18 protein-coding genes are annotated in these 25,093 nt (G+C 58.1%); 9 read left to right on the top strand and 9 right to left on the bottom strand.

Annotated elements, in window-relative coordinates:
* Positions 1 to 7: 7 nt before the first annotated feature.
* A complete protein-coding gene (locus tag OHL22_RS22855; protein ID WP_263342116.1) occupies positions 8 to 2,683 on the bottom strand; it encodes an ABC transporter permease in 2,676 nt (891 codons plus the stop codon).
* A gap of 15 nt (positions 2,684 to 2,698) precedes the next feature.
* Positions 2,699 to 3,025, bottom strand: coding sequence for a PadR family transcriptional regulator (locus OHL22_RS22850; RefSeq protein ID WP_263342115.1), 327 nt, complete (start codon positions 3,023 to 3,025; stop codon positions 2,699 to 2,701).
* A gap of 363 nt (positions 3,026 to 3,388) precedes the next feature.
* On the opposite strand from OHL22_RS22850, the gene OHL22_RS22845 reads away from it, so the two are divergent.
* From OHL22_RS22845 to OHL22_RS22835, 3 genes are all read left to right on the top strand, one after another.
* Positions 3,389 to 4,324, top strand: coding sequence for a hypothetical protein (locus OHL22_RS22845; protein ID WP_263342114.1), 936 nt, complete (start codon positions 3,389 to 3,391; stop codon positions 4,322 to 4,324).
* A 117-nt stretch (positions 4,325 to 4,441) separates the two neighbouring features.
* Positions 4,442 to 5,056, top strand: a complete 615-nt coding sequence (locus tag OHL22_RS22840) for an RNA polymerase sigma factor (RefSeq protein ID WP_263342113.1) — start codon at positions 4,442 to 4,444, stop codon at positions 5,054 to 5,056.
* Positions 5,053 to 5,580, top strand: coding sequence for a hypothetical protein (locus tag OHL22_RS22835; protein ID WP_263342112.1), 528 nt, complete (start codon positions 5,053 to 5,055; stop codon positions 5,578 to 5,580). Before OHL22_RS22840 ends, OHL22_RS22835 begins: the two co-directional genes overlap by 4 nt.
* An 18-nt stretch (positions 5,581 to 5,598) precedes the next feature.
* Here OHL22_RS22835 and OHL22_RS22830 read toward each other — a convergent pair whose 3' ends face one another.
* Positions 5,599 to 7,635 carry a serine hydrolase domain-containing protein gene (locus OHL22_RS22830; RefSeq protein WP_263342111.1) on the bottom strand — a complete coding sequence of 679 codons (2,037 nt, stop codon included), beginning with the start codon at positions 7,633 to 7,635 and terminating at the stop codon, positions 5,599 to 5,601.
* Positions 7,636 to 8,040: 405 nt separating this feature from the next.
* Between OHL22_RS22830 and OHL22_RS22825 the strand changes: the two genes are divergently transcribed.
* From OHL22_RS22825 to sucB, 4 genes are all read left to right on the top strand, one after another.
* Positions 8,041 to 10,509: an ABC transporter permease gene (locus OHL22_RS22825; RefSeq protein ID WP_263342110.1), complete on the top strand. Its 2,469-nt coding sequence runs from the start codon at positions 8,041 to 8,043 to the stop codon at positions 10,507 to 10,509.
* Positions 10,510 to 10,589: 80 nt separating this feature from the next.
* Entirely contained in the window at positions 10,590 to 11,138 is a 549-nt protein-coding gene (locus tag OHL22_RS22820) for an acyl-CoA thioesterase (protein WP_263342109.1), read from the top strand.
* 55 nt (positions 11,139 to 11,193) lie between these two features.
* Positions 11,194 to 12,048, top strand: coding sequence for a lipoyl(octanoyl) transferase LipB (gene lipB / locus OHL22_RS22815; RefSeq protein WP_263342108.1), 855 nt, complete (start codon positions 11,194 to 11,196; stop codon positions 12,046 to 12,048).
* Positions 12,049 to 12,216: 168 nt separating this feature from the next.
* Complete coding sequence (gene sucB, locus OHL22_RS22810; RefSeq protein ID WP_263342107.1) at positions 12,217 to 13,944, top strand: 2-oxoglutarate dehydrogenase, E2 component, dihydrolipoamide succinyltransferase; 1,728 nt, start codon at positions 12,217 to 12,219, stop codon at positions 13,942 to 13,944.
* 436 nt (positions 13,945 to 14,380) lie between these two features.
* Here sucB and OHL22_RS22805 read toward each other — a convergent pair whose 3' ends face one another.
* From OHL22_RS22805 to OHL22_RS22780, 6 genes are all read right to left on the bottom strand, one after another.
* Positions 14,381 to 14,833, bottom strand: coding sequence for a hypothetical protein (locus OHL22_RS22805; protein ID WP_263342105.1), 453 nt, complete (start codon positions 14,831 to 14,833; stop codon positions 14,381 to 14,383).
* Positions 14,834 to 14,857: 24 nt separating this feature from the next.
* Entirely contained in the window at positions 14,858 to 15,382 is a 525-nt protein-coding gene (locus OHL22_RS22800; protein WP_263342104.1) for an energy transducer TonB, read from the bottom strand.
* A 65-nt stretch (positions 15,383 to 15,447) separates the two neighbouring features.
* Positions 15,448 to 15,981 (bottom strand): hypothetical protein, encoded by a 534-nt coding sequence (locus tag OHL22_RS22795; protein ID WP_263342103.1) that lies wholly within the window; start codon positions 15,979 to 15,981, stop codon positions 15,448 to 15,450.
* Between the two features lie 55 nt (positions 15,982 to 16,036).
* Positions 16,037 to 17,269 (bottom strand): alpha/beta hydrolase family protein, encoded by a 1,233-nt coding sequence (locus tag OHL22_RS22790; RefSeq protein WP_263342102.1) that lies wholly within the window; start codon positions 17,267 to 17,269, stop codon positions 16,037 to 16,039.
* A gap of 28 nt (positions 17,270 to 17,297) precedes the next feature.
* Positions 17,298 to 18,194: a slipin family protein gene (locus OHL22_RS22785; protein ID WP_263342101.1), complete on the bottom strand. Its 897-nt coding sequence runs from the start codon at positions 18,192 to 18,194 to the stop codon at positions 17,298 to 17,300.
* A gap of 43 nt (positions 18,195 to 18,237) precedes the next feature.
* Positions 18,238 to 18,660 carry a GntR family transcriptional regulator gene (locus OHL22_RS22780; protein WP_263342100.1) on the bottom strand — a complete coding sequence of 141 codons (423 nt, stop codon included), beginning with the start codon at positions 18,658 to 18,660 and terminating at the stop codon, positions 18,238 to 18,240.
* Between the two features lie 147 nt (positions 18,661 to 18,807).
* Between OHL22_RS22780 and OHL22_RS22775 the strand changes: the two genes are divergently transcribed.
* Positions 18,808 to 20,193, top strand: coding sequence for an FAD-binding oxidoreductase (locus OHL22_RS22775; RefSeq protein WP_263342099.1), 1,386 nt, complete (start codon positions 18,808 to 18,810; stop codon positions 20,191 to 20,193).
* Positions 20,194 to 21,061: 868 nt separating this feature from the next.
* The gene (locus OHL22_RS22770; RefSeq protein ID WP_263342098.1) at positions 21,062 to 25,051 is read left to right on the top strand and encodes a carboxypeptidase-like regulatory domain-containing protein; all 3,990 of its coding nucleotides are present in this window, start codon (positions 21,062 to 21,064) and stop codon (positions 25,049 to 25,051) included.
* Positions 25,052 to 25,093: the final 42 nt, after the last annotated feature.

Below are 25,093 nucleotides of genomic sequence, written 5' to 3'. Positions count from 1 at the left end.
CGATTGCTTACTCTGAGCGCAAGGCTTCCATGGGGTCGATTGACGCGGCGCGGCGCGCCGGGAACCATGCGGCAGCAAGCGCTACGATCAGCAAAGCAGCAGCAGCGCAGGCAAACTCCGCTACGCCCCATGCGCGAATTTCATAAAGCAGTGAGTGGATCAGGCGCACTTCTGCCACTGCGCAAAATGCACCGATTGCAACTCCTGCGGTCGTCATGACGCATGCCTGCCTGAGAACGCTGCTCAGGATGCTCTCGCGATTTGCGCCCAGGGCCATGCGCACGCCAATCTCTCGTCGGCGGCGCACGATGAGCTGCGTGAGTACGCCGCACAAACCTACAAGTGCGAGCACCAGAGCAAGCCCTGCAAAACTGGCAAAGAGCACAGTGCGGAAGCGCGGTTGTCTGAGATCGGAGATGTGCTCCTCGTGTAGACCGTCGATGTCGGAGAGTAGAAGACTGCGGTCAAGATGAGAGAGCAGTTGCTGTATCTGGCTCGCAAGCGCGAGATCGTTCTCCTCTCCGGCGAGCATGAACGCAAGGGACGCGGGTGTGGACTGGGCTAGTGGAACGTAGATGGATGGTGACTCTTCGTAAACCATGTCGCGAAAGATTGTCGTGGTTTTGACATCTCCGGCTATGCCGATGATGCTCATCCACGGTTTGGTGGAGTCGCCAGCGGGGGCGAGCTTAATAGCGCGGCCGATTGGATCCTTGCCAGGGAAGTATTTATTGACGAAGGCCTGGTTGACGATGACGACTGGTTGCGTGTGCTCGCGGTCGCCTACATCAAAGACTCTGCCGCGGAGTAGTGGAATCTGCATCGTTGAGAAGAACCGCGGGCTGACATACTGCGCGACCGCGCTGTCTGAGCCGTTGGATGTGGCTGCATCGCCCTCAATGGAAAGGCCCTCACCATCCATCGGTATGAAGTCCGAGCCAAGAGCGACGGATTTGATGCCGGGAAGAGCTGTGAGCTCAGCTTCGAGATTGCTTGCGAAGCGCTCACGGGAGGCCTGATCGGTATAGCGATCCGACAGAGGACTCGAAGGAAGATTGAGACGCGCAGTGAAGAGGTGCTGAGTACGATATCCGAGCTCGGTGGACATGAACTTCCACAGGCTTTCTGCGAACAAGCTCGCGCCGGTGACAAGAACCATGGAAAGCGCTACCTGCGCGACGACCATCCATTTGGCGACGCGCTGCGCCGAGGCCGCAGGACTGTGCGCGTGGCCGCTAGATTTGAGGGCGCTATTGAGATCGATACGCGAGCCGCGCCAGGCAGGATAAAGTCCAAAGGCAACGGCAGAGAAGATGCCCGTAGCTGTTGTGAAGGCAAGCACGCGCCAGTCGAGGGTGACAGCACTGCCCGGAGGCAATTCGATGGGATTGATGGCTCGGAACCAGCGGATGAGGCTCCATGCAAGCACAAGGCCGGCGGAGGTGCCGAAGAAAGCAAGCAGCGCTGACTCCGTCAGGGCTTGGGCGATAAGGCGCCTGCGCCCGGAGCCAAGCGCGGCACGTACGGCCATCTCCCGCTCGCGTTCGATGCCTCGGCCAAGAAGCAGGCCGCTGACATTAACCGTGGACATGAGCAAGATGAGGCCGGATGCGCCGAGGAGGAGCCACAAACCCTGGCGCAAACTGCGGCCTGCGAGCCAAGTGAAATTGGATTGCAGGTCGAGGACGACCGGCTTCCAGTTGCGCATGATTCTCAACTCACTCGGAGCTTCCGGCAGCACGGTGTTTTCGAGTGCTGTCAGTTCGGCTACGGCCGCTTGGCGCGTGACGCCTGGTTTGAGCAGGCCAAACGCGCCAGTCATGGTTCCCCAGGGTTTTTCTACAAACTCGCTTTGCGGCGTTATCAGCGACCACGCGGCGGTTTGCATGGGATAGAAGGCAAAGCTTCTGGGCATGACGCCTATGATCTGGCATTGAGTATTGCCGTAGGCGAGGCTTTGGCCCACGATGTCTTTAGGCTCACCGAGTTTCTGCTGCCAAAAGGGATACGCGAGCACAAGGGTGCAGCTATTGCTGAGATCGGACGGCGCAAAGGTGCGGCCGATCTGTGCGGTTACGCCGAGCATCCCGAAGAAGTCGGTGCTTACCGGGACAGTAAAGACGTCGATGGGCTTGTTATGCCAGAAAAGGGTTTTGGCATGCTTGCCGGCCCAGGTGAGCGCGGTTAGCTTTTCGAAGCTGCGGCTGTGTTCTTTCCAAACTTCAAACTCCCGGTAGCTGTTAAAGAATGCGCCAGTACCAGGGTGCGCGGGATCGGATTGCCACACCACAACGAGTCGATCAGGATTCTCGAAGGGCAGTGGGCGCAGCAGTACAGCTTCGACTGCGCTGAAGATAGCAGCGGTTGCGCCGATACTCAGAGCCAGAGTGAGGACAACGGTTACCGTGAAGCCGGGCGACTTGCGCAATTGACGCAACGCATAACGCAGATCGCCACCGAGACGATCAAGGGCAAGCGCGGCATCCGCGGCAACGATTCTCTCGCCTATTGCCGTGAGGCTTCCGAACCGCCGCCGCGCGTCTAGCTGTGCCTCTCGCAGAGACATACCGGCGGCGCGGTTGTCCTCGCTGCGCATGGCGAGATGAGCTGCGAGCTCCGCTTCGATTTCGCGCTGCAACTTGTCGCGGCGGAAGAGATTGGCGAGTCGGTTGAAGAGGCTCATCGTGTGCTTCTCCGTTTACGCGTAGCGCAGCATGGCGCGGACGCCTTTGACGAGCTGCTCGAAGCTGGCCTCTGCGTCTTCTAGCTGTTTGCGGCCTGCGGTGGTGAGCTTGTAATACTTCGCCTTGCGCCGAGTCTCAGTCAGCGCCCATGCGGAGCTGATCCAGCCGCTTTGCTCCATGCGGTGCAGTGCCGGATAAAGCGAGCCTTCCTCCACGCTGAGCAGCGAGTCAGAAGCGCGCTGGATGTGGAGCACGATGCCGTAGCCGTGCATCTCGCCCATCTGCGCCAGCGATTTGAGAACAAGCAGGTCGAGCGAACCCTGAAGATCATTGCGAGCCAATGCGGAAACTCCCCGGAATAGCCGCTGTATAGGATGCGCCTACCCCTAGAAAACTTGGTATGAGTCAAGTTATGCCTAGAAGTATGGGTATGTCAAGAGAAAGGTATGAAGCCGCAGGGTGCAAAACGCGCGAAGGGAAATTTTCTCCATGTTGTTAACCGCTTTCCACGGGAGCCGTTGTATTGGCAGACAACGCTGAGAAAGCAATCGGGGTGAGAAGCCCCGAGATACGAGACAGGCGAAATGAGGATGCCAATGGTACAGGTTCAGAACGAAAAAATGGATGGGTTTTGCGAGAGCCGGGATGCCGGAATGGGAAACGGAGGTTCCGGCCTTTTTTTGCCTGGGAAGAAAGTTTGGAAAATGAGAGGGATTGGCGCAGCCGCCATGTGCGCCGTGATGGGGACGGGTATCGCTCTGGCGCAAGTCCCGGAGCGGCCGCAGGTTTCGCAACATCCGGCTGCGCAGGTTGCCGTGACCTCCGACAAAGATGTGGAGGCAACGCAGGAAGAGCTGATTCATCTGCTGAAGTTGAGCCCAAAGCTAACGAGCGTGGTGGCGCGCGATCCTTCGTTGCTTTCGGACAAAGAGTATGTGCGGGCGAATAACCCTCAACTGGCGCAGTTTCTGGAGAACCACCCTGAGGTGGGGTTGAATCCTGATTACTACCTGTTTACCCACATGCACGCCGATGGCCGGCCCGACGAAGCACTCGAACACGAAGTGTGGCCTGACCTGCCGGAGATGCGCCCTGGACCGTCCGTCGCCGCGAATCTCGTGAGCGACATCACGCCGATGATTGTGATGGTTTGCGTGATCGGAGCGCTGCTGTGGCTCACCAAGTTCTTTGTCGAGAATCGCCGCTGGGCGCGCATCTTCAAGCAGAACGCCGACGTGCATTCTCGCATCATCGAGCGCTTCAGTTCCAACCAGGAGCTGCTGGGCTATATGGGCACCGACGCGGGCAAACGGTTCCTGGAGGCATCGCCGATTGCCATGGATTTTGTCTCGGAACAGCGCATGCCGAACGCCGTGGCGCGAGTGTTGACACCGATCCAGATCGGCGTGGTGATGGCGCTGCTTGGTGCTGGATTCATGCTGCTGCGAGGCGCGAGAACAGAGCCGGACTTTCAGACTTCCATGCTGGTGCTGGGAACGATCTTCCTGATGCCGGGAATCGGGTTTATCCTGTCCGCAGGGATTACCTGGGTTCTGGCTGCGCGGCTAGGGCTCATGCCGGATCGGGCAAATGGAACGCATGGACTCGGCGCTCCGTATGAGCCTAGAGAGCGGCAGTGATCCGGGATGCAGCCGGATGGGATTTCGCAAGCGGAAGCGCAGCAGATTCCTCCCCCAAAGCTCGAATCGGTAACAGGCTCAGGATCAGCCGGAGAGACAGTAAGAGAGACGCAAGAGATGCTCTGGGAAACGATACTTCCGAAGTCGCTGACAGGCGAAGCGGCGCAGCCGGCACAAGATGCCGTGCTGCGCGCCGGCCTTGCCATGGATAGTGACGCGTTCGCTGGTTTTTATGAGCGTTCGGCGCGCGGGCTTTGGGCCTATCTGGCGCGCGTTTCGGGCGATCCCGCTTTGGCGGACGACCTGGTGCAGGAGAGCTTTGTGCGGTTTCTTACCGCTGCGCGGTCTCCGCTGGTAGAAGAAGGCGAAATTGCTGGTCGTCGATATCTGTTTCGCATCGGTAGCAACCTGTTGCGCGATCACTGGCGGCGTCCACGCACTACATCGATTGAAGAGGTTCCCGAAGAGTTTTTCTCAACGAACGGCGCAGACGATACCTACGACGAGGTTGCAGCACTCACCCCGGCGCTCAACCAAATGAAACCGCGCGAACGCCAACTTCTCTGGCTGGCTCATGCAGAGGGTTATTCCCATAAGGAGATCGCCGAGGTCACGGGGCTGGCGTCCGCAAGCATACGGCTACTCCTGTTTCGCGCGCGCCATAAGATCGCGAAGCTGCTGCGTGAAGCAGAGCAACCAGTTGCGGAATCCAACGTAAGGAGGCTGCCATGATCGTTCGCAACTGCACACACGAAGCGGAGATCAAGCGGCTGCTTGCGCTGGGCCACTGGCCGCAGGCTGCACCTGCCGATCTGTGTGAGCACGCCGAGGCGTGCCGTTCCTGCGCCGATCAGATTCTTGTTTCGCAGGCCTTTCGCAAGGCTCGTGGCGCAAGCATGGCGCAGGCGCAGTTGCCGTCTGCTGGCGTGATCTGGTGGCGTGCGCAGTTGCGCAAACGCAATGCAGCGGTTGAGCGTATCAACCGGCCAATTATCGTGGCGCAGATCCTCGCATTTGCCGCTACGCTTTGTCTTGCGGGGTTGTTTGTCTACACGGAGCTGCGACAAGGCATTCCGTGGAAGAGCTGGCTTGCCAGCGCGGCACAGTCATCCGCATTTGACTGGAAGGCGCTATGGCCCTCTGGTGCGACCGGATGGTTCAAGCCGGAGATGAACGCTGTTTCGCTGACGATTGGCCTTGTGCTGCTGGCGATCATGGGCGGAGTCGTTTACTTCTTCGCATCTGAGAAGGAATAAACGACGCCGTCAAAAAAGTTAAATGCGATGGGCCGAGCCGATCACATTCCAATGGATCGCAACCCAGCCCAGGACCACACAGGACAGTGCCACGATCGTGAATTTCAGCTTCGTGATCAGGCGCAGGTCTGCGCGGGTCCAGATGAAAAACGCTCGGATCAAAGTAAAGAAGCTGAAGACGAGAATAACCGCGACAACCCAGTTAACAAGCACAAACCACGGGTACCAATGCGGATTGGGTATCGAGATATCGTCACTGGTGGCCGCGAAATAGCCCACAATCGCAGCGAGGAAAAGTATCCATAGCCATGCCGCGATGCGAGGCGATGCTGTGAGCCATATGGTGCCGGGCTGTGGCTTCCAGCGCGGGCGCTTGTGCAGGAAAAGCCTGCGCCCCAGCCGAATGATCGAGGCAATAACAACAAGTGCCAGGACTCCAATGCTTGCATAAGTAATTGGCAGCACAAGCCTGCTGTTTTCAAACCAGCGCACGCGTTGTATCTGAACACCGGGGAAGTCAACCGCAAGGCGCACGACGCGATTAGAGCTATCGCGAATGGCGAAGATGCGTGTCTGATCGTCTTCGGCTTGCCACAGGTCTTTGCCAATGGCTTTCCACTTGACGACGTGCTCACGCAGATCGCGGAAACCAGATACGCGCAACACACCGTCTTTGTTGATGCTCAGGGAGCGCTGTGAGAAGAGATTCCCGAGCGCCATCTTGGTGCTGTCGGAGCGGCGGGTGGTCTGATAGCGGCCTTCGATCGCTTTCATCTCCGGCGGTAGCGTCTTTAAAAACTCGACCTTCGGTGCGCCGGGGAAATAGCGGTCCGTGAACATGTCGATGATCTCCGGGCGAGGCCGGCCGCCGCCACCGGCAGAGTTGTAAGAAACGAAGAGCACCAGCTTCTGTGAGGGTTCGACAAAGAAAAGGCTGTGAAAGGCGATCAGATCGCCCTCGTGGCCGATCCAGCGCAGATTGTTGCGCCAGTCCTGATAGAAGCCCATGCAGATGGGCGGCAGTTGCGGACTGGCCTGAAACTGCGGCGTCCACATCAGGGCAAGAGTCTCGGGCTTCAGGATCTGCTTGCCATCGAGAGAGCCACCGTTAAGCAACGCCTGGCCAAAGCGGCCCATGTCCGCTGCAGAAGACGAGATTCCGCCTGCACCGACAGGATTGAATATCTCGAATCCCACAGCAGGCTTGGTCGTGTCGTCGCGATAGCCCTCGGAGGGCAAGTTGGCGAGAGACTTGGGCAGCGGCTGCTCAAAGGAAGAGTGCGTCATGCCGAGAGGCGTGAAAATATGCTGCTGTACGTATTGCTCAAAGGGCTGTCCGCTGGCGCGCTGCACGATGTAGCTTGCCAGGCCTACGCCATAGTTGGAGTAGGCCGGCACTTCGCCTGGAGGAAAGAGCCGCATGGGCTGGTTGTGAATCAGGTAATCGCGAAGCGAAACGGCATCTTTCGGATTCAGCAGGATGATATCGTCCGCAGTCTCCTCAAAACCGCCGGTGTGCGTCATCAGATTGCGCAGCGTGACGGGTTTGTTGAATGCGGGACGGATCTGGAAGTCGAGGTATTGATTGACATCCGTGTCGAGATTGAGCTTGCCCTGCTCCACGAGCTGCATCACGGAGACCCAGGTGAAAAGCTTCGAGATCGATGCCAGACGGAAGATCGTTGAGTTGGGATCGACGGTTTTCTTGTTCTTTAGATCGGCGTAGCCATAGCCCTTTTCCAGCAGCGTCTGCCCGTCTTTCATGACCAGCACGGATGCGCCTACGACGTCGCTGCGCTCGAGCTGCAGGGGTACGACGCCGTCAAAGAATGCCTCAAGGTCAGCCGAAGTCAGCGCATGGCTGCCGGGTGGAGGCGCGGCCGGCCCCGGTCCGGGCGTAGCTGCTGGCGTGGCCGGGGTTGTCTTAAGCGGCGCAGCCGGTTGTGCCGGATTCGCGGGGGTGTGGGTTTGAGCCAGAGCAGGCGCTCCCGTGATTTCAGAGAAAAAGACTGACAGCAAGATGGTTAAGGCAAACCGGGAACTGGATCGCAGCATTCCGCCTCCATGCAAACGAACGCAACAGTAAAGTGCGACCAGTCTCTCGGATGTAGCCGGCTTTGACAAGCAGATCGTGCAGATTACGGCTGGACAATAGGTCCGGATAGAAGGTCCAGGCAGAAATCTTCGGAACAAACCAGACCGTCTTGACGTAAGCACAAGAGAAGCGGAACGGTGGATCGGATATGCCGCGCCCAGGTGTCCGAACACGGACACCCCGATTCTGTTTTCGGACATTCTTGCGTGTCAATGCGTGAGATTATGTCCCAGAGCAAGTGAGACCGAGTTCCTGCAGGCTGGGTTTTTTGGCAGACTTATTGCTCATATCCATTGAAAGATCAGCCGCATCAAGGATGTAGGCGAAACCGGCAAGAGGAAGCAAAGAAAGACGAGGACGACGGTATGATCGACCAATTCCGGCAGGTAGTGCGCCGCCTCATGCGCACTCCGTTATTCACCGCCATTGTGCTGCTGACGCTCGCCATCGGCGTGGGCGCAAATACCGCCATCTTCAGCGTGATTGAGGGCGTGCTGCTCAAGCCGCTGCCCTATCCTCAGCCGGACCGGCTGATTGGCATTTGGCACAAAGCGCCGGGGATCAGTATCCCCGAGCTGAATATCTGTCCGTCGTACTACTTTATCGACAGGGAACAGAACACGTCGTTTGAAGATGTCGGGGTCTATAACGGGGATGCTTTCACCATTACGGGGCAGGGGGAGCCGGAGCATATCCGCGGGCTGGATGTGACGGACGGAACGTTTCCTCTGCTTGGCGTGCACCCGTCGCTTGGGCGTCTCTTTACGAAGCGCGACGATACCGCCGAAGCGCCGCCGACGGCAATGATTTCCTACGGCTATTGGCAAAAGAAGTTTGGGTCGGATCCCAATGTCATCGGCCGCAACATCAATGCCGATGGCAAGCCACGCGAGATTATCGGCGTGCTGCCGCGCGGATTTCAGTTTCTCGACTATCAGGACGTCGATCTCGTCATCCCCATGCAGTGGGATCGCAGCAAGACAAAACTCGGCAACTTCAGCTATGAAGCACTGGCGCGGATGAAGCCGGGGGTTACGCTGGAGCAGGCCTCCGCCGATATTGCACGGCTGATCCCAATTGCCAATCGCAGCTTTCCGGCTCCGGACGGCTTCAGCGCCAAGATATTCGAAGATGCGCATATCCAGCCCAATCTGCACCTGTTGAAGCAGGATGTGGTGGGTGATGTGGGCAAAGCGTTGTGGGTACTGATGGGCTCTATCGGCGTGGTGCTGCTGGTCGCCTGCGCCAATGTGGCCAATCTGCTGCTGGTGCGTGTCGAGGGCCGCCGGCAGGAGCTGGCGATTCGCAGCGCATTGGGCGCGGGCTACGGACGCATCGCGGTCGATCTTCTGATCGAAAGCCTGACGCTGGGCATGCTGGGCAGCGTCATCGGCCTCGGCATTGCCTTCGGAGCGCTGCGCCTGCTTGTCGCCGCCGCTCCAACGGGACTGCCGCGTATTCATGAGATCGGCATCGATCTGCCGGTGTTGCTGTTCACGCTTGGCATCGCGGTTACGGTGAGCCTGCTGATCGGCTTGATTCCCGTGCTGAAGTACGCCGGCGGAGCCATCAACCAGGATCTGCGCGAAGGCGGCCGCGGACTGAGCCAGGGTCGCGAGCGTCATCGCATTCGTAAGGCTCTGGTTGTGATGCAGGTGGCGCTGGCGCTGGTGCTGCTGATCTGCTCCGGGCTTATGATTCGCACCTTCTATGCCCTGATGCACGTTTCGCCGGGCTTCGCCGATCCAAATACGGTGCAGTCCTTCCGCATCTTTATCCCCGAGGCGCGGGTGCCTGAGACACAACGTGAGCGCGTCGTTCGCGAACAGAAGGCGATCATCGACAAGCTGGCCGCTATTCCCGGCGTAACGTCTGTGAGCATGACGACGGCTGTGCCGATGAGCGGCTCTTCGTCGAACGATGTGCTGTATGCCGAAGATCACCCGATCGCCGATGGCAAGATACCGCCGATCCGCCGCTTCAAATACGTTGCGCCCGGCGTTTTCAAGACGCTGGACACGCCGATCATCGCCGGTCGTGACTATACCTGGGATGATGAGCTCCAGAAGCAGCCGTTCGCCATTATCTCGGAGAACTTTGCTCGCGAATACTGGGGCAGTCCGGCTAATGCCATCGGCAAACGCATTCGCGTCGCGAGCACGGACGACTGGCGGCAAATCATTGGCGTTGTGCGCGATGTATACGATGATGGCGTCAGCAAGGACCCGCCGCCGTCCGTCTACTGGCCGTTGTGGCGCTTGAAATTCGAGGGGCAGCCAGAGGATGTCATGCGCGGCGGAGCGCTCGTCATCCGAACCAGTCGCGCCGGCTCTGAGAATTTTATGGAACAGGCGCGACAAGCTGTCTGGTCGATAGATTCTGACCTGCCACTCTCAAATGTCTCAACTCTGGGCGAGTTTTATACCAAGTCCATGGCGCGGACCTCGTTCACGCTGGTCATGCTTGTAGTGGCCGCCAGCATGGCTCTGCTGCTGGGCATCATCGGCATCTATGGCGTCATAGCTTACTCGGTGTCGCAGCGTACGCGCGAGATCGGCATTCGTATGGCGCTGGGTGCGCAACGTCCGTCATTGACCGCAATGTTCGTTCGTCAGGGAATGCTGCTGACCGTCATCGGCGCAGGGCTCGGTATCGCAACGGCGTTCGGAGTGATGCGGCTGATGGCGTCCTTGCTCTATCACGTCAGTCCGATGGACCCAATCACCTACGGCGGAACGACGGCGGTGATTCTGGGCATCTCATGGGTGGCTTGCTATCTGCCGTCTCGCCGCGCGGCAACGGTTGATCCCGTGCATGCGTTACGCGCAGAGTAGCCAGTAACTGCCATTGTTTGTCGCGGGCCGTCGTTCAACATGAGCGGCGGCTACACTAAAAGCCGGGACGGTCCGCGGCGATGGCTCATTACAACAGCTTCATCCGGATACCTGCGCTGGTGATCCGCAACTGGATTGCTCCACTGCCGCGGCTCCATGCCTTCGACGCGGATGTAGTGCGTCTGCGCGTGTGGCCCAACGACATCGATTTCAATCTCCATCTAAATAATGCCCGCTATCTCAGCGTGATGGATTACGGGCGCATGCGGCTGCTGGCGAGAGCCGGTTTACTCACGCCGGTGCTCAAGGCCCGCTGGGTGCCGCTGGTAGGTGGCGTCTGGATCACCTATCGACGCTCCCTCGAGTTGTGGGCGCAGTACACACTCACAACCCGGCTCGATTGCTGGGACGACCGCTGGTTTTATATGGAGCAGACCTTTACCGGCAAGGATGGTCTGGCTGCCGTGGGATGGGTGAAAGGTGCGCTCTACGACCCAGGCAAGAAAGCCATCGTCGAACCCCAGCGCATTCTTGATATAGCGCAGCCAGGATTGGTGAGTCCGCCAGTACCAGAGAGCATGCAAGTGCTCAATGAGCTGACTCGCGAGAAACTGCAAAGCGCGACTTGAATCTCAGACCCTTTTCGCCTCGCATTCCCGAGGCTCGTAGAATAGTGTCAACACGATGATTCAAACGCTCTATCTCGGCCGCATTGATTACGGCGAAGCATTAGCGCTGCAGCAGGAGCTAGTAGAGCTGCGTCATCAGGGCCGGATCGAGAACACGCTGCTGCTGCTGGAGCATCCGCCGGTGCTGACGCTGGGCCGCAACGCCACGCGCGCCAATATTCTGGCGACGGATGCGATGCTCGCGCGCAAAGGCGTTACCGTCTTCGAGATCAACCGCGGCGGCGATGTCACCTACCACGGACCAGGGCAGCTAGTCGGCTATCCCATCTTTGATCTGCGCAGCCTGACCAATGCAACAGGCGGGCGTCTTGGTCCCGTTGATTTTGTGCGCCTCATGGAAGAAGCCTTAATCCGCTTATGCGCGAGCTACGGCGTGTTGACCGGACGAGTCAAAGGCCGCACCGGCGTCTGGACTATCGCGCCGGAGGGCACCGTGAACTCTACACTGCGAGAGAAAAAGATTGGCGCTATCGGCATTCATGTGTCGCGAGGAATTGTCTCCCATGGCTTCGCTTTCAACGTGGCGACGGACCTGCGCGACTTTCAATGGATCATTCCATGTGGCATCGCCGATCGCGAGGTAACGAGCCTGGAGCTGGAGATGCCAAATCAAGGCGATGTGCCCACGCTGCGGCAATGCGCTGACGTGGCTTCCCGATGTTTCGGGCAAGTGTATGGCCAGCAGATTCTGGCGCTTGAGGATGGCGCTGCTGGACTGGCAGCGCTCCGCGCCGGAGCGGTCGAGCGAGGCGATGTGGAGCAGGTGGGTGTGCCGATGCGGGTGCCTGCAGAGGTGGATGCATTGCGGCATCCTCATGTTGAGCCCTCGCAAAAGCCGGTTCGCGCCTGAGAGGAATGGTTGGCCAGCCTCGAAACCGCTGTAACACCACCTACATCTAACGGCTGGTACCCGGCGGGTGGTGCCCGCGGGCTTTTATAATCCACAAGGAAATCGGGCGCAACCGCGTATCACGAGAAGCGGCTGGCTTTCAGCACGGCAAGGGAAAGGGTCTGGACCATGGCAATCGATGTCATCATGCCCCAGATGGGCGAGTCGATCTTTGAAGGCACCATCACCAAGTGGCTTAAGAAGGTCGGCGACGCAGTGCAGAAGGACGAACCGCTGCTCGAGATTTCAACGGACAAGGTGGATGCCGAGATCCCTTCACCCTCTGCTGGCGTGCTGAGTGAGATCAAGTTTACCGAGGGCGCGACCGTGCAAATCAACACTGTGATTGCGGTGATTGGCGGGGAAGTGAGTAATGCTGCGACAGCTCCTGTAGCGAAGGTTGCCGCTCCCGATGGCGTTACCGAGACTGTTGACAAAGCTCCGGCGAAGACCGCAACTCCGGAAGCAGCGGCTCAACTCAACGTCGATAAGGTTGGCGCTGCGGCTGAGACTTCCGCCGGCGGAAGCGGCGCCGGAACGGAAGTTGTGATGCCGCAGATGGGCGAGTCCATCTTTGAGGGCACGATTACGAAGTGGTTGAAGAAGGCAGGCGATACGGTTCAGAAAGACGAGCCATTGTTTGAGATTTCTACCGACAAAGTCGATGCTGAGATTCCGGCTCCCGTGACGGGAGTGTTGAGCGAGATCAGGGCACCCGAAGGCGCGACGGTGCAGATCAACACCGTTGTTGCTGTAATTGGCGGCGCAGGCTCCGGCAAGGCAGCTCCTGCGCCTGCAGCGGTTTCCGGACCGGGGCTTGCGAAACCGGCGTCGACCCCCGCACCGACGCATACTTCGGAAGGAAAACTGCCTGCTCCTGCTGCTGCGGGAATGCAGGCTGAGCCGCGATCTTCACCGCTGGTACGGCGCATCGCACGCGATAACAATCTCGACCTCGCGCAGATTCCCGGCACTGGCTCCAGCGGTCGCATCACCAAGGACGATGTGCTGAAGCATCTGGCAGAGTATGGAGCAGGTTCGGTCCCGGCGGCCAAGGTGGCTCCGCCGGCCGGACTTGCTGCCCAGGCCGCTCAGCGGGCTGTTGCCGCTGCGAGCGCTTCGGCGTCGGGCATCGCTGCGCCTGGCGAGCTGGTGCCTCTCTCGCGCATGCGCGCCATCATTGCGCAGCGCATGGTGGAGAGCGTACAGGTCAGCCCGCATGTGTACACGGTCTTTAAGGTGGACATGACGCGCATCGTCAAGTTGCGTGAGCGCGAGAAGGCGAAGTACGAGCAGCGCAACGGCGTAAAGCTCACCTACATGCCGTTCATCGCAGCAGCGGCGATCCATACGTTGCGCAAGTTTCCGATTGTGAATGCGAGCATGGAGGGTTCTGGGGCCGATCTTCGCATCCGCTATCACCGCAACATCAATCTCGGCATTGCCGTGGCGCTCGACTGGGGCCTGATCGTGCCCGTCATCCACCAGGCAGAGGATCGTAGCTTCCTGGGGCTGGCGCGTGCCGTCGCCGATCTTGCGGAGCGGGCGCGGACGAAGCGGCTGAAGCCGGAAGAGGTGCAGGGCTCGACGTTTACGCTAACCAACTCCGGCATCTTCGGCGAGGAGTTTGGCACGCCGATCATCAACCAGCCGGACTCGGCGATCATGGCCATTGGCGGCCTCAAGAAAGAGCCGGTGGTGCTGACGGACGCAGAGGGTAACGACACGATCGCGATCCGCTCGACGCAGCACTTCTGCCTGGGCTTTGATCACCGCATCATTGATGGCGCGGACGGCGGCAAGTTCATGGCGGAGTTCAAGAAGACGCTGGAAAACTGGGACGGCGATATCGGCTGAAGCAGCCCCGAAACACGGAATGGCATGCGAATTGCGCGGCAGGGGAGGGGTGGGTACTTGCTTTTGCCCGCAAGCATATGATACTACAGGGGTTATGCGGAATTCAGAGTGTGTTTAAGCGCGTTTTTGCGCCGTATTTGTGCACTTTTTGCGTGTGCTTCGTGTCGCTTCCGGTTGGCTTTCGGGTAGTTTGCGATGTTGATGTGTATTCCTGAGATTCCAGTATGCGCCCACGGGGGATAATTCCACGCAATAAGCGGGACGGCTGCAGACGAATGTCACATTTGTAAACGAACGCGATATCGCGAGTTCATGGCGAAGTTTAAGAAGATGCTGGAGATTCGGGCTGCGGTCATCAGCTTAAGCCCGGTGCCTTTGCAACCCTGGGTTCATGCCGAACGTCAACTATAGGTGGCTGGTTGGGCTAGTCCGCTTTTCACTGGACAGATGGGCTAAGTTTGTTTGCCTCGTCGAGTTTTGCTTGCGCATCTTCAGGACGATTGAGGTGTTTGAGCAACTCAGCGTGAAACCGCAGATCTTTAGCCAGAGTACCGCGATAGCTAGGTGCCAAACTTGCGGCATTTGTTTCTGCCCAGACAATTCCTTTTCGCTCGTAATCCTCGCTCGTCGTCAAATCGTGATCTCCATCTGCAAAATTGCCGGTCAGTGCTTCAAGTTCGCCGAGGACTGAATAAGCAGCACTGCTCCCCGAGTTGTCGTCGTGACCTAGCGATACAACCGCGACGGCTTTCTTTGCATAGGGGATTGCATTATTGAGATCGCCACTGTTCGCAATGGCCGTCGCTGCATATACAAAAGCGGATCGTTTCTCGATAAAGCGGTTATCAGGGCTAAATTCAGACGCTATGTCGGCTGCTTTCCTGCACACGTCGGCAGTTGTCTTGTCGTGATTTCACGCAATCACTTGTTTCGTGCACTCATTGTGAGCGGAGAAATAACGAGTGGCAATTTCCTCATCGGGTTTACCCCTCTCATCTGGCGGCGCAAGTGTTATGGTGACGGTCTGAGATTGACTTCCTGAAATTTGGCTTTCGGGAGGGGGCGGCGAGTTTTTGGGATCGTCGCCGAGAGAGAAGACGATCGATACTTTCCCATGCGCAGTTGCTGGTTGCCCGCCGTTCTCAAAGGGCTTGTAGATCCATTGCTTGACACAGTCGGTTGCAGCCGGTATCAGCAGTGAATTGCCACTTACTGCCTTGATAGATTCAATCTTGCCTGTGGTTCCCACCACTACGTCAAGTACCACGGTGCCAGAGAAATGAGCAGCCTTGGCTATGGCGGGATAGACAGGATGTACGCGGTGGAGCACGTGTTCATTAAGTGTCTTCTGATCGATTTCAATCAATTGTTGTGCGGCGGCGAAGCAACGGGAGCCGACCAGAAGAGCTAACAACGGTACCCATCTAATAACTTGCACAGAAACTCCTACAAATATTCCTCAGTTATATACGGAGTAGACCGGTATTCCCAAGATCCGTTTCGCTACTGTGCTTTCACGAGTTCTGTCGGCGCGGCGTCGCCGCATTTGGGGCAGGTCAGGTTGGCTTTGGTTGCAGATTCCAGGGTCAGCTTCATGTCGGCGATGTCGGTAGGGTCAAAAGTCTGATCAGGGGCTTCGTCTCGCAGATGAGGCTTGAGGATGCGGCGTACCTGGAATACGAATGTGTTGCCTTCAATGTGCGGGTTGATCATGGTGCGCGGCTCGATCCCGATGCGTTCGCCGGATTCGCGGTTCATGACGTAGAAGACGATGATGCCGGAGAATGAGGAGCCGTTCGGGCCCGCATCATTGGCAATGTTGAGGACGCCGCCGGGTTTGCCGGGGGCGGTGATGTTCCAGACGCCGGCCCAGTTTTGCGTGGGTGCTGTTGGAGCAGTGGCAGCTTGCGCGACCACGTTAGCCGCGGAAGCGGCGGCGACGGCGGTGGCCGACATGGACAATTCGACAGAGCCGAAGATGACTGCGGCCGTCGCGGCCGCGATCAGAACGATAGACGCGAGATGAAAGTTCTTCATGGGAATCTCCTACATAGCCTGAAGAGTCGTTTGCGGTCGACCGAACAGATACAAATCATTTACCGAGGCGTTCAATCGTAGCTTCTGGGTGCGAAGCGTTGGGATCATCTAATAGCGGTGCTGGAGTGCCTTTCAGGTTCTTGTCGAGGAAGGCGAGGATATAAGTCTCGACCAACCCAAGATTGTGCACTGCCTGCGCTGTCTGCTCTGACATGTTTCCGGCGTGCAGTATGTATGTATCGCTGAAGCTGCCATGCATCATCCCCGGAGGGCTCAAGACGACGTGGTAGCTGCCCTTCGGGCACTGCGAAAGCTCCTGTTCCTTCTCCTTGAAGAAAGCAAGATGCTGTTCATGTGTGCCGAACATGTGGGCTTCGTCGTAGTGGTTTTCAAGATAAAGCAGGGGCTGCTGGATCTTCGCATGATCGGGGAACTCGGGGAGCGCTGAAACGGGAACCATGGCACCGTCGAGAGCGATGCAGGATTTGAATCGTGCATCCAGCTCGCAGGCGCGCGCGGCGAAGTCTGCCCCAGCGGAGTGGCCCATGAGAGCCACGTTGGTCAGGTCGAGCCTGCCAGCTAGGACAAATTCCTTTGCACTGCCGTTGTTTTCTTTGATAAGCCGGTCTAGCACGAATCGCTCATCGGCCGCTCCGTTTTCGATCCCTTTGCCGACAGAATCCATCATGCGCTGCATCTGCTGCGCTGGCGTCAGACCTGGCGGGGGAGTGTCGTGGGTAATCGGCACGAGCCGGCCGTCGGGAAACACCACTACATCAGCGGTGCCTGGGTGCTCGATGGCTGCCACGACGTAACCGCGACTGGCCAGGAATTCGAAGAGTGCCGTGTAACCGAATCCATTGCCGCCCAGACCGTGGGAGAAGATCACGACGGGGAATTGCTTAGGTGCCTTAGCTGCGGGTGCGTTCTCAACGACGTGCGAATAGAGAGCACCGGAGAGGATCTGCGGCCAGGTTGGGCCGTATCCCTCGCGCATAGAGGGACCGAGCTGCGGGTCGGCGTCGATTTTCTTTGCGCCAGGCAAATATGTGCCGTGTGGCTCGATGGAGGGGCGATTTGTTGGGTACCAGAGGTAGACCATCAGCTCGCGATGGCGTGTTGGATCGGGACTGAGGGTGTCGAGGCGGGAGGTGTCCGTCCAGTCGCAGGCAATGCGGCCGATACCGTAAGGGCCTGTGGGCTGCGGCAGTTTGGAAGCATCTTCTGCAAAGACAAAGATGCCAGCAAGGCCGACCGCAATAATAACGGCGAGAATACGAGGTTTCATGAGTGACCCTCCGAATCAGGGTGGGACGCTACTTTTCTTTGGCCAGCGTGGTTGTGGCGAGCGTGCCGCCGAGGCCCATGGTCTCGATGGCAGAGCTGGGTACGAGAACCATCGCGCCTTTTTCGCGAATGGCTTCGTAGAGCATGTTCATGCCGCGCAGGTGGAGCGCGCCGGGGTTGTCGTTGTAGACGCGGGAGGCCTCGGCGAACTGTTCTGACACCTGGACCTCTGCTTCGCCGAGGATGACGCGGGCCTGGCGCTCGCGCTCAGCCTGCGCCTGTTGGGACATGGCGTTTTCAAGCGCCTGCGGAATGCGGACATCGCGGATCTCTACTGACTGCACAGTGATGCCCCAGGGCGAAGTCTTCTCGTCGAGGATGCGCTGGAGCTCGTGGCCCATCGGTTCGCGCTCAGTAATCATCTGGGCGAGGGCATGGCGCCCGATGGATTCGCGGAGGGCGGTCTGGGCGCTGAGGGTGATGGCCTGGGTGAAGTCTTCCACCTCGAGGATGGATTTTTCGGCGTTCCAGACAAGCCAGAAAACAATGGCGTCGACGTTGACCGGGACAGTGTCGCGGGTGAGGGTGGACTCGGCACTGACGGTGGCGACGCGCACACGCTGGTCGACGTAGACGCTGAGGGACTCGATGATGGGGAGAATGACGAAGAGTCCAGGGCCGCGCAGGCCGCGATATTTGCCGAAGCGGAGCAGGGCGGCTTTCTCCCACTGGTCGACGACTTTGATGGCAAAAAGGAGATACAGGCCGAGAAATATGCCGAGGCCGAGCACCCAGCCGCGTGCGTGGCCGGGCTGCATGAGCGCGAAAGCTGCCGCGGCGACGGCGACAACGATGACGCAGGCGGTGATGCCGAGGCTGCTGATCTGCTGCTGCTGAAGCTTGCTGCCGATGTGGTCGTTGATCATGGTGGCTTCTCCTTACGCTGTGGCGGCTGGTTATTGCTGCCGGCTATTTGCGTTTGTCATCTTCGTCGGGCATCAGTTCGCGCAGGGCGCGGATGAGCTGTTTGAGGGTGAACCCGGCGGCGCCGGCGCGGGAGACGAACTCGCTGGTGAGCTGGCCGAGCAGGCGCTCACGGTCGTCTTTGGAGTACTCGACTTTTCGGTCCGCGATGAAAGTGCCGGTGCCCTGTTGCGAATCGAGCAGACCACGAATCTCCATCTCGCGGTAAGCGCGGAGGACGGTATTGGGATTGATGGCCAGATCGACCGCGACCTGGCGGACTGTGGGGAGTTGATCGCCCTCTCGCAACGCGCCGGCGGCGATGGCAGCCTGTACCTGATCGATGAGCTGACGGTAGACAGGCACGCCGCTGTGATCGTTGAGTAGAAAGGCGAATTCGGCGGTTTTTGATTCTGCGCCTCGCTTCATGAGAATAATAATGTACTAATCAACTAATACATTGCAAGATAAATCTGTGGAAAATTTTTAGAAAAGGGTCGAAACGGAACAGCTTTGAAAGGTACGAGTGCCGCTTTGGGGCAGTATTATGAGCTTTTTATAGGGGCTTGAATGGGTATGGCAGCGATCCACAGCATTTCCACAGTTGAGGCGGCGCGACGCAAACTTCACGAGTTTTTGGGCGAGCGCGTATCGATTGCGCAATCGGTTCGGGAGCATCACAGCCATGGGGAAGACACGCATCCGCCGGCGTTGCCGGATCTGGTGTGCTTCCCGCATTCCACCGAGGAAGTGAGCCGGATTGCGCGGGTGAGCGCGGAGCATGGATTGCCGATTGTGCCGTTCGGAGCGGGGACTTCGCTGGAGGGTCACGTGCAGGCGCTGCGTGGCGGGATCTCAATCGACATGCGGGAGATGAATCGCGTGCTGCGCATCAGCGCGGATGATATGGATGCGACGGTCGAAGCGGGCGTTACGCGGAAGCAGTTGCAGAAGGCGCTTGAGAATACAGGGCTGACATTCTTTATCGATCCGGGAGCGGATGCGACGCTGGGCGGGATGGCGGCGACGCGGGCTTCAGGGACGACGGCAGTGAAATACGGAACGATGCGTGAGAACGTGCTCGGGTTGACGGTGGTGCTGGCGGACGGGCGAGCGATCCAAACAGGGACGCGAGCGCGGAAGTCGAGCGCGGGTTATGACCTGACGCGGCTATTTGTCGGGTCGGAAGGAACGCTGGGGATCATCACCGAGGTGACGCTGCGTCTGCATGCACAGCCCGAGGCAGTGACGGCGGCAATCTGTGCGTTTGAGTCGATCGAGGACGCGGTGAAGACCGTGATCGAGGCGATCCAGCTTGGGGTGAGCGTAGCTCGGATCGAGTTCATGGACGAGCATCAGGTGGATGCGGTGAACCGGTATTCGCATACAGGGTTGAAGGTGAAGCCGACGCTGTTGTTCGAGTTTCACGGGGTGAGCCAACGGGCGGTAGAAGAGGCGGCGACGATGGCACAGGAGCTGGCTGCTGAGCATGGCGGCCTGGGCTTTGAGTGGCGGACCACCCTTGCCGAGCGCGAGGAGCTATGGAAGGCGCGTCACGATGTGTACTATGCGACCCGGGCGCTGCGGCCGGGATCGCGAGTGTTGACGACGGATGTGTGTGTGCCGATCTCGCGTCTGGCGGAGTGCATTGTGGAGACACGAGTGGAGCTGGACCAGGCGAGCTTTCCGGCGGTGATGGTTGGGCATGTAGGGGATGGGAATTTTCATGTGCAGTGCCTGCTGGACGAGAGCCAGCTTGGGGAGGCGGCTGAGTTTTCAGAACGCCTGGTGGAGCGGGCTCAGGCGATGGGCGGCACGTGCAGCGGAGAGCACGGAATCGGGCTGGGAAAGAAGAAATATCTGGAGCACGAGCACGGGGCTGGCGTGGATGTGATGCGGGCAATAAAGCGGACGCTCGACCCGGAAAACCGGATGAATCCGGGGAAGGTATTGGATATTTAAGAGGGCTTCAGGGATCTATCTCGAGTCGCGATACGGTTGCGGCGACAGAAGGCTTTCGGAAAATACGTGCAATGGCGCTTCACCAGGTGCAAAATCCGCGCAAAAATGCGCAGATGCAGCAACCATATCTATTTGAATTATAAGGCGATATACACTCGGACGACCAATTCGCGGGTTGTCTCTACGTTTCACCCCCGAAAAAGTTTGCTGTCCCGAAAAAATTTATTTGGAATCATCATTTCGTTCATGTTACGGTGGAGCAACATTTCGGATATCGCTCCCCGGAAATGATGATGTTGGTGTGATCCGGGGAACCTTTGATGCGAGCTTTCGTGGTTTGTCGCTGCGATTGATCTTAGGGCTTTGCTTGCGACGCACGTTGTCAAAAGCGCATATTCGGGGCGGATCATGCATGGTCCTGCCTTATCGGACACCGCCAAGTATCGTCTGCGAGATAGCTTTGCAGATTGATTTGGCAGGACCACTGACTTTTGGTTTAACGGCAGCTTCGGCACGCAGTTTGAACGCAGCGCAGCATTGAAGTACTCCGGCAGTTTCCCGATTTTTACCGTAAAAATCGAGACCAGTCAGTATTAGAGACACCGTCCGTATACGCCATTTGCCAGAAGATGTACCGTCTGCGCCGGTGCCATATCGATCCCCTATTTCCTTGGCTCCCCTCCTTTGCCCGAGCCGGTCTATTGGCTCTCCGCGCGACGCAACCGGCAATCGATCGTCGAGATTGCATCGTTAATTGAATACAAAAACAGTAGTTGAACGTGGTTGATTTCCTTGCAATTGCAACACCTGATTTTCAGAGGAACTTCGGCAGTACAGACGAACAAAGAAAACGATGAGGAGACAATTCATGAGGCGACTGAGATTTTGGTGGCCAGCGATGGCTGCCATGCTGATGTTGTGTCTGAATCTGGGCGCGAAACTCGCGTACGGACAGGCGACCAACGCCGGCACAGTGGTAGGCACAGTGACGGATCAAAGCGGCGCGGTGATTCCGGAAGCGATGGTAACGCTGACGGACCCAGCGACCAGTTCACAGCGTACGACGACGACGAGCAAGACAGGCGAATACGTTCTGCAAAATGTGCCGCCTGGCACCTATTCCATAACAGCAACTAAGACTGGCTTCTCTACTGATCAGACAAACGGCCTTACGGTGACCGTGGGAACGCAAACCACGGCGAACTTCAAGCTCTCCGTAGGCGGTGGTCAAACGACAGTCGAGGTTGAAACGAGCGCTGCTGATTTGCAGACGCTGAATCAGACGGTCGGCACCAGCGTGACAGGAATCGAACTCGAAGCGCTGCCCAGCACTGGGCATGACGCTACGACCTTCACCGCGATGCAGCCCGGTGTGGATCCGTCCGGCAGCGTGGGTGGTACGGTGAACGACCAAAGCACGTTTTCGCTCGATGGAGGTAACAACTCGAGCGATATGGATGGCAACCAGACGGTGTATACGTCCACAGCATATTTCGGTGGTGACCCAACGGAAGGGGCGGCGCAAAACGGCGAGTACCATGCACCCTCCGGTGTGATGCCAACGCCTACGGACAGCATTGAAGAATATAAGGTGAATACTGCCGGACAGACCGCAGACTTTAACAACTCTTCAGGTGCGCAGGTGGAGATGGTAACCAAGCGCGGCACCAACACGATCCACGGCACGGCATACGAGTACTACACCGACCGCACGATGCTTGGCGCTAATTCCTGGGACAACAATCTCTCCAATACCCCGATAGCAAACTATCACTACAGTAAATTCGGCTTCAGCGCCGGCGGCCCGATAGCTCCCAAATTCTGGGGCGGCAAAACATACCTCTTCGGGATGTATCAAGGGTGGCGGTATCCGAACGCTGCTACATACGAGCGTGCGGTTCCCTCTGACGCCATGCGCCAGGGGCTTGTGACGTTCAACGGTACGCAGTACGACTTGAATAAGTTGGATCCACGTGGCATCGGTATCAATCCGGTGGTGGCGGCCATGTGGAACACGTATGAGCCGGAAGGTAACGACGCATCCTGCGGCGGTCTTCACGGCACGGAGTGCGACGGCGTAAACGAGCTCGGCTTCAAAGCCAACATGTCGCTCCCGATAAAGGACAACTTTGCGGTGGGCCGCTTCGATCACGATTTTGGCGATAAATGGCACTGGAATGTTAGCTATCGCTTTTACAAATTCACCGCGTTGACGACCAGCCAGGTGGATATCGGTGGATTCTTCCCGGGCGACACAAAGGGCACGCCGGCGGCTACATCGAGCAAGCCGCAGCAACCCTGGTATTTAGTGACCGGCTTGACGACCAACGTCACCGATCACCTGACGAACGACTTCCATTACAGTTTCCTGCGCAACTACTGGTCGTGGTCCGACAACAATGCACCTCCACAGGAAAGTGGACTGGGCGGCGCGATAGAGCCTTTTGGCGAATCCCCGACTCTGGCGCTGGTGCCCTTCAATGTGAACACGCAGCAAATCCGCACCCGGTTTTGGGATGGCCAGGATCACTTTTTGCGCGACGACGTGACGCTGTTGAAAGGGAACCACCTGATCCAGTGGGGCGGTCAATATCAACACAACTACAACTTCCACGAGCGCAGCGACAACGGCGGCGGTATCAACTTCACAACCACATACCAACTGGGTGACTCGCAAGGTGCACCCAACGTTGATATGTCTGCACTTACGGCGGAGGGATACCCGAATACCGGAACCAATCTGAAGACTGCGAATCGAGTTGCCGCGGCAGTCTACGGTATCGTAACGGATTCGCAGGTAGCCTACACGCGTAGTGGTCCGAATTTGACGCTGAACACAACTCCATTGACGCATGCCTTCGACCAAAGCACAATTCCTTACTACAACCTCTACTTCAGCGACACTTGGCACATAAAGCCAAGCCTGACGTTGAGCTACGGCATGGGGTGGACGCTGGAGATGCCGCCGGTGGAGAAGAGCGGCAAGCAGGAAGCGATCATCGACGATGCAGGCGAGCAGATCAAGACCACGGATTACATCAAGCAGCGTGAAGCAGCGGCGCTGCAGGGCCAGGTCTACAACCCTGAACTGGGCTTTGCGCTGGTTGCCAACACCGGCAATGGGCTTAAGTATCCTTACAATCCGTTCTACGGCTCATTCAGCCCGCGTGTTGGATTGGCGTGGAACCCGAGCTTTGACGGTGACGGAATTGTCAGCAAAGTCTTTGGCCATGGCTCAACAGTGATTCGTGGTGGATACGGAAGGGTTTACGGACGCCTGAACGGTGTGGATCTCGTGCTGGTGCCCTTGTTGGGTATTGGCCTGATCCAGCCTGTACAGTGCACCAAGTCACTATCGACTGGTGCCTGTGGACCCCAGAGCCCGACCACGTCGACAGCGTTCCGTATCGGCGTCGACGGCGATACGGCCCCTCTACCAGCAGCCACCACAACGCTGCCGCAGCACATCTATCCGGGCTATAACTCGGCGAGCGGCTCGGCCAGCGAGGCGCTCGATCCCGGGTTCCGTCCCAACGCCGTCGATTCGTTCAATTTGACGATCCAGCGGCAGACCTCAAGAAGCAGCAAGATTGAGGTTGGCTACATCGGACGCATCATTCACGATGAATATCAGCCACTGAACCTGAATGCAGTACCCTACATGATGGTTCAGGGACAGCAAAACTTCGCGCAGGCTTATCTTGCGCTGGAAACAGCACTCGGTTGCACAACCTCTACGGCCCAGTGCGGTGTCAGCGTACCCCAAAACATCACTCCACAGGCATTCTTCGAAACAGCGCTGGCTGGCACCGGTTATTGCACCGGCTATACGAGCTGCACGGCCGCAGTGATGGCAAACGAAGGGCCAGCCGGGACTGGCAATCTGACGTCTCAGTCTGTCTGGAGCCTCTGGTCCGACTTGGACAATGGCGGTTTCAACTTTGGCCGTTCCATGCAAAATACGCCCATCGCCGGGTCAGCAAATGGCGGCGGCGGCCAAATGACCTCAGGTATGGCAGAAAACGCCAGCCTTGGTCATGGCAACTACAACGCGGGTTTTGCCTCCTTTAGCTGGCAGAACTGGCACGGTCTAACCCTCAAGAACAACTTCACGTACAGCAAGGCATTGGGCACCGGCGCTGAAGCGCAGGCGACAAGCGAATACACCGCCAACGATTTGTTCAACCTGAACGCGATGTACGGCTTGCAGCCGTTCTACAGGAAGTACGTCTACAACTCCTTCCTGGTATGGCAAGAGCCTTTCTATAAGGGACAGCAGGGACTTCTTGGGCGGGTAGTTGGAGGCTGGGAGCTTGCGCCCATTCTCACCGCCGGTAGCGGTTCACCGCTCTATTGCAGCACTGAGACCAACGCCCAATCGTGGGGTTCGGCCGACGGCAGCAGTTATGCATCCAACGAACAGTGCGTATTCACAACCAAGTACACAGGTGGCATACACTCTCACTACAACGTGTATGGTGGAACGGATCCCTACGGCAACCCAGTTGGTGTGCCTAGCGCAGGCACTCCCGCTCAAGCCGCGGTGAACGTATTCAAAAATCCAGTAGCTGTATACGACTCAGTTCGCGCTCCGATGCTGGGCCTCGACACCAAGAACCCTGGTGTAGGCCCAATCACCGGTACGCCCTACTGGAACGTGGATATGAACATCGAGAAGGACGTCCGGGTCGTGGAGCGGGTGAACGTTCAGCTCACGGCTATCTTCATCAATATCTTCAACCACAATGTGCTGGGCGACCCAGGGTTGGGCCTGGGCTCATCCTCAAGCTGGGGCTCGCAGACGGCTCAGGCCAATGCGCCACGTCAGATGGAAATCGGCGCGCACATCGTCTTCTAACCAATTTAACGTTAACCAAAGCCCCTGCGACCCCGTCGCAGG

It is taken from the genome of Acidicapsa dinghuensis (assembly GCF_025685685.1).
GTDB lineage: Bacteria > Acidobacteriota > Terriglobia > Terriglobales > Acidobacteriaceae > Acidicapsa > Acidicapsa dinghuensis.
This window is presented reverse-complemented; position numbering and strand designations above follow the sequence as displayed.

Coding starts and splice junctions, on each gene's coding strand:
- OHL22_RS22855 (WP_263342116.1), bottom strand. CDS start 2,683: ATGAGCCTCTTCAACCGACTCGCCAATCTCTTCCGCCGCGACAAGTTG.
- OHL22_RS22845 (WP_263342114.1), top strand. CDS start 3,389: ATGAGAGGGATTGGCGCAGCCGCCATGTGCGCCGTGATGGGGACGGGT.
- OHL22_RS22840 (WP_263342113.1), top strand. CDS start 4,442: ATGCTCTGGGAAACGATACTTCCGAAGTCGCTGACAGGCGAAGCGGCG.
- OHL22_RS22835 (WP_263342112.1), top strand. CDS start 5,053: ATGATCGTTCGCAACTGCACACACGAAGCGGAGATCAAGCGGCTGCTT.
- OHL22_RS22830 (WP_263342111.1), bottom strand. CDS start 7,635: ATGCTGCGATCCAGTTCCCGGTTTGCCTTAACCATCTTGCTGTCAGTC.
- OHL22_RS22825 (WP_263342110.1), top strand. CDS start 8,041: ATGATCGACCAATTCCGGCAGGTAGTGCGCCGCCTCATGCGCACTCCG.
- OHL22_RS22820 (WP_263342109.1), top strand. CDS start 10,590: ATGGCTCATTACAACAGCTTCATCCGGATACCTGCGCTGGTGATCCGC.
- lipB (WP_263342108.1), top strand. CDS start 11,194: ATGATTCAAACGCTCTATCTCGGCCGCATTGATTACGGCGAAGCATTA.
- sucB (WP_263342107.1), top strand. CDS start 12,217: ATGGCAATCGATGTCATCATGCCCCAGATGGGCGAGTCGATCTTTGAA.
- OHL22_RS22795 (WP_263342103.1), bottom strand. CDS start 15,981: ATGAAGAACTTTCATCTCGCGTCTATCGTTCTGATCGCGGCCGCGACG.
- OHL22_RS22790 (WP_263342102.1), bottom strand. CDS start 17,269: ATGAAACCTCGTATTCTCGCCGTTATTATTGCGGTCGGCCTTGCTGGC.
- OHL22_RS22785 (WP_263342101.1), bottom strand. CDS start 18,194: ATGATCAACGACCACATCGGCAGCAAGCTTCAGCAGCAGCAGATCAGC.
- OHL22_RS22780 (WP_263342100.1), bottom strand. CDS start 18,660: ATGAAGCGAGGCGCAGAATCAAAAACCGCCGAATTCGCCTTTCTACTC.
- OHL22_RS22775 (WP_263342099.1), top strand. CDS start 18,808: ATGGCAGCGATCCACAGCATTTCCACAGTTGAGGCGGCGCGACGCAAA.
- OHL22_RS22770 (WP_263342098.1), top strand. CDS start 21,062: ATGAGGCGACTGAGATTTTGGTGGCCAGCGATGGCTGCCATGCTGATG.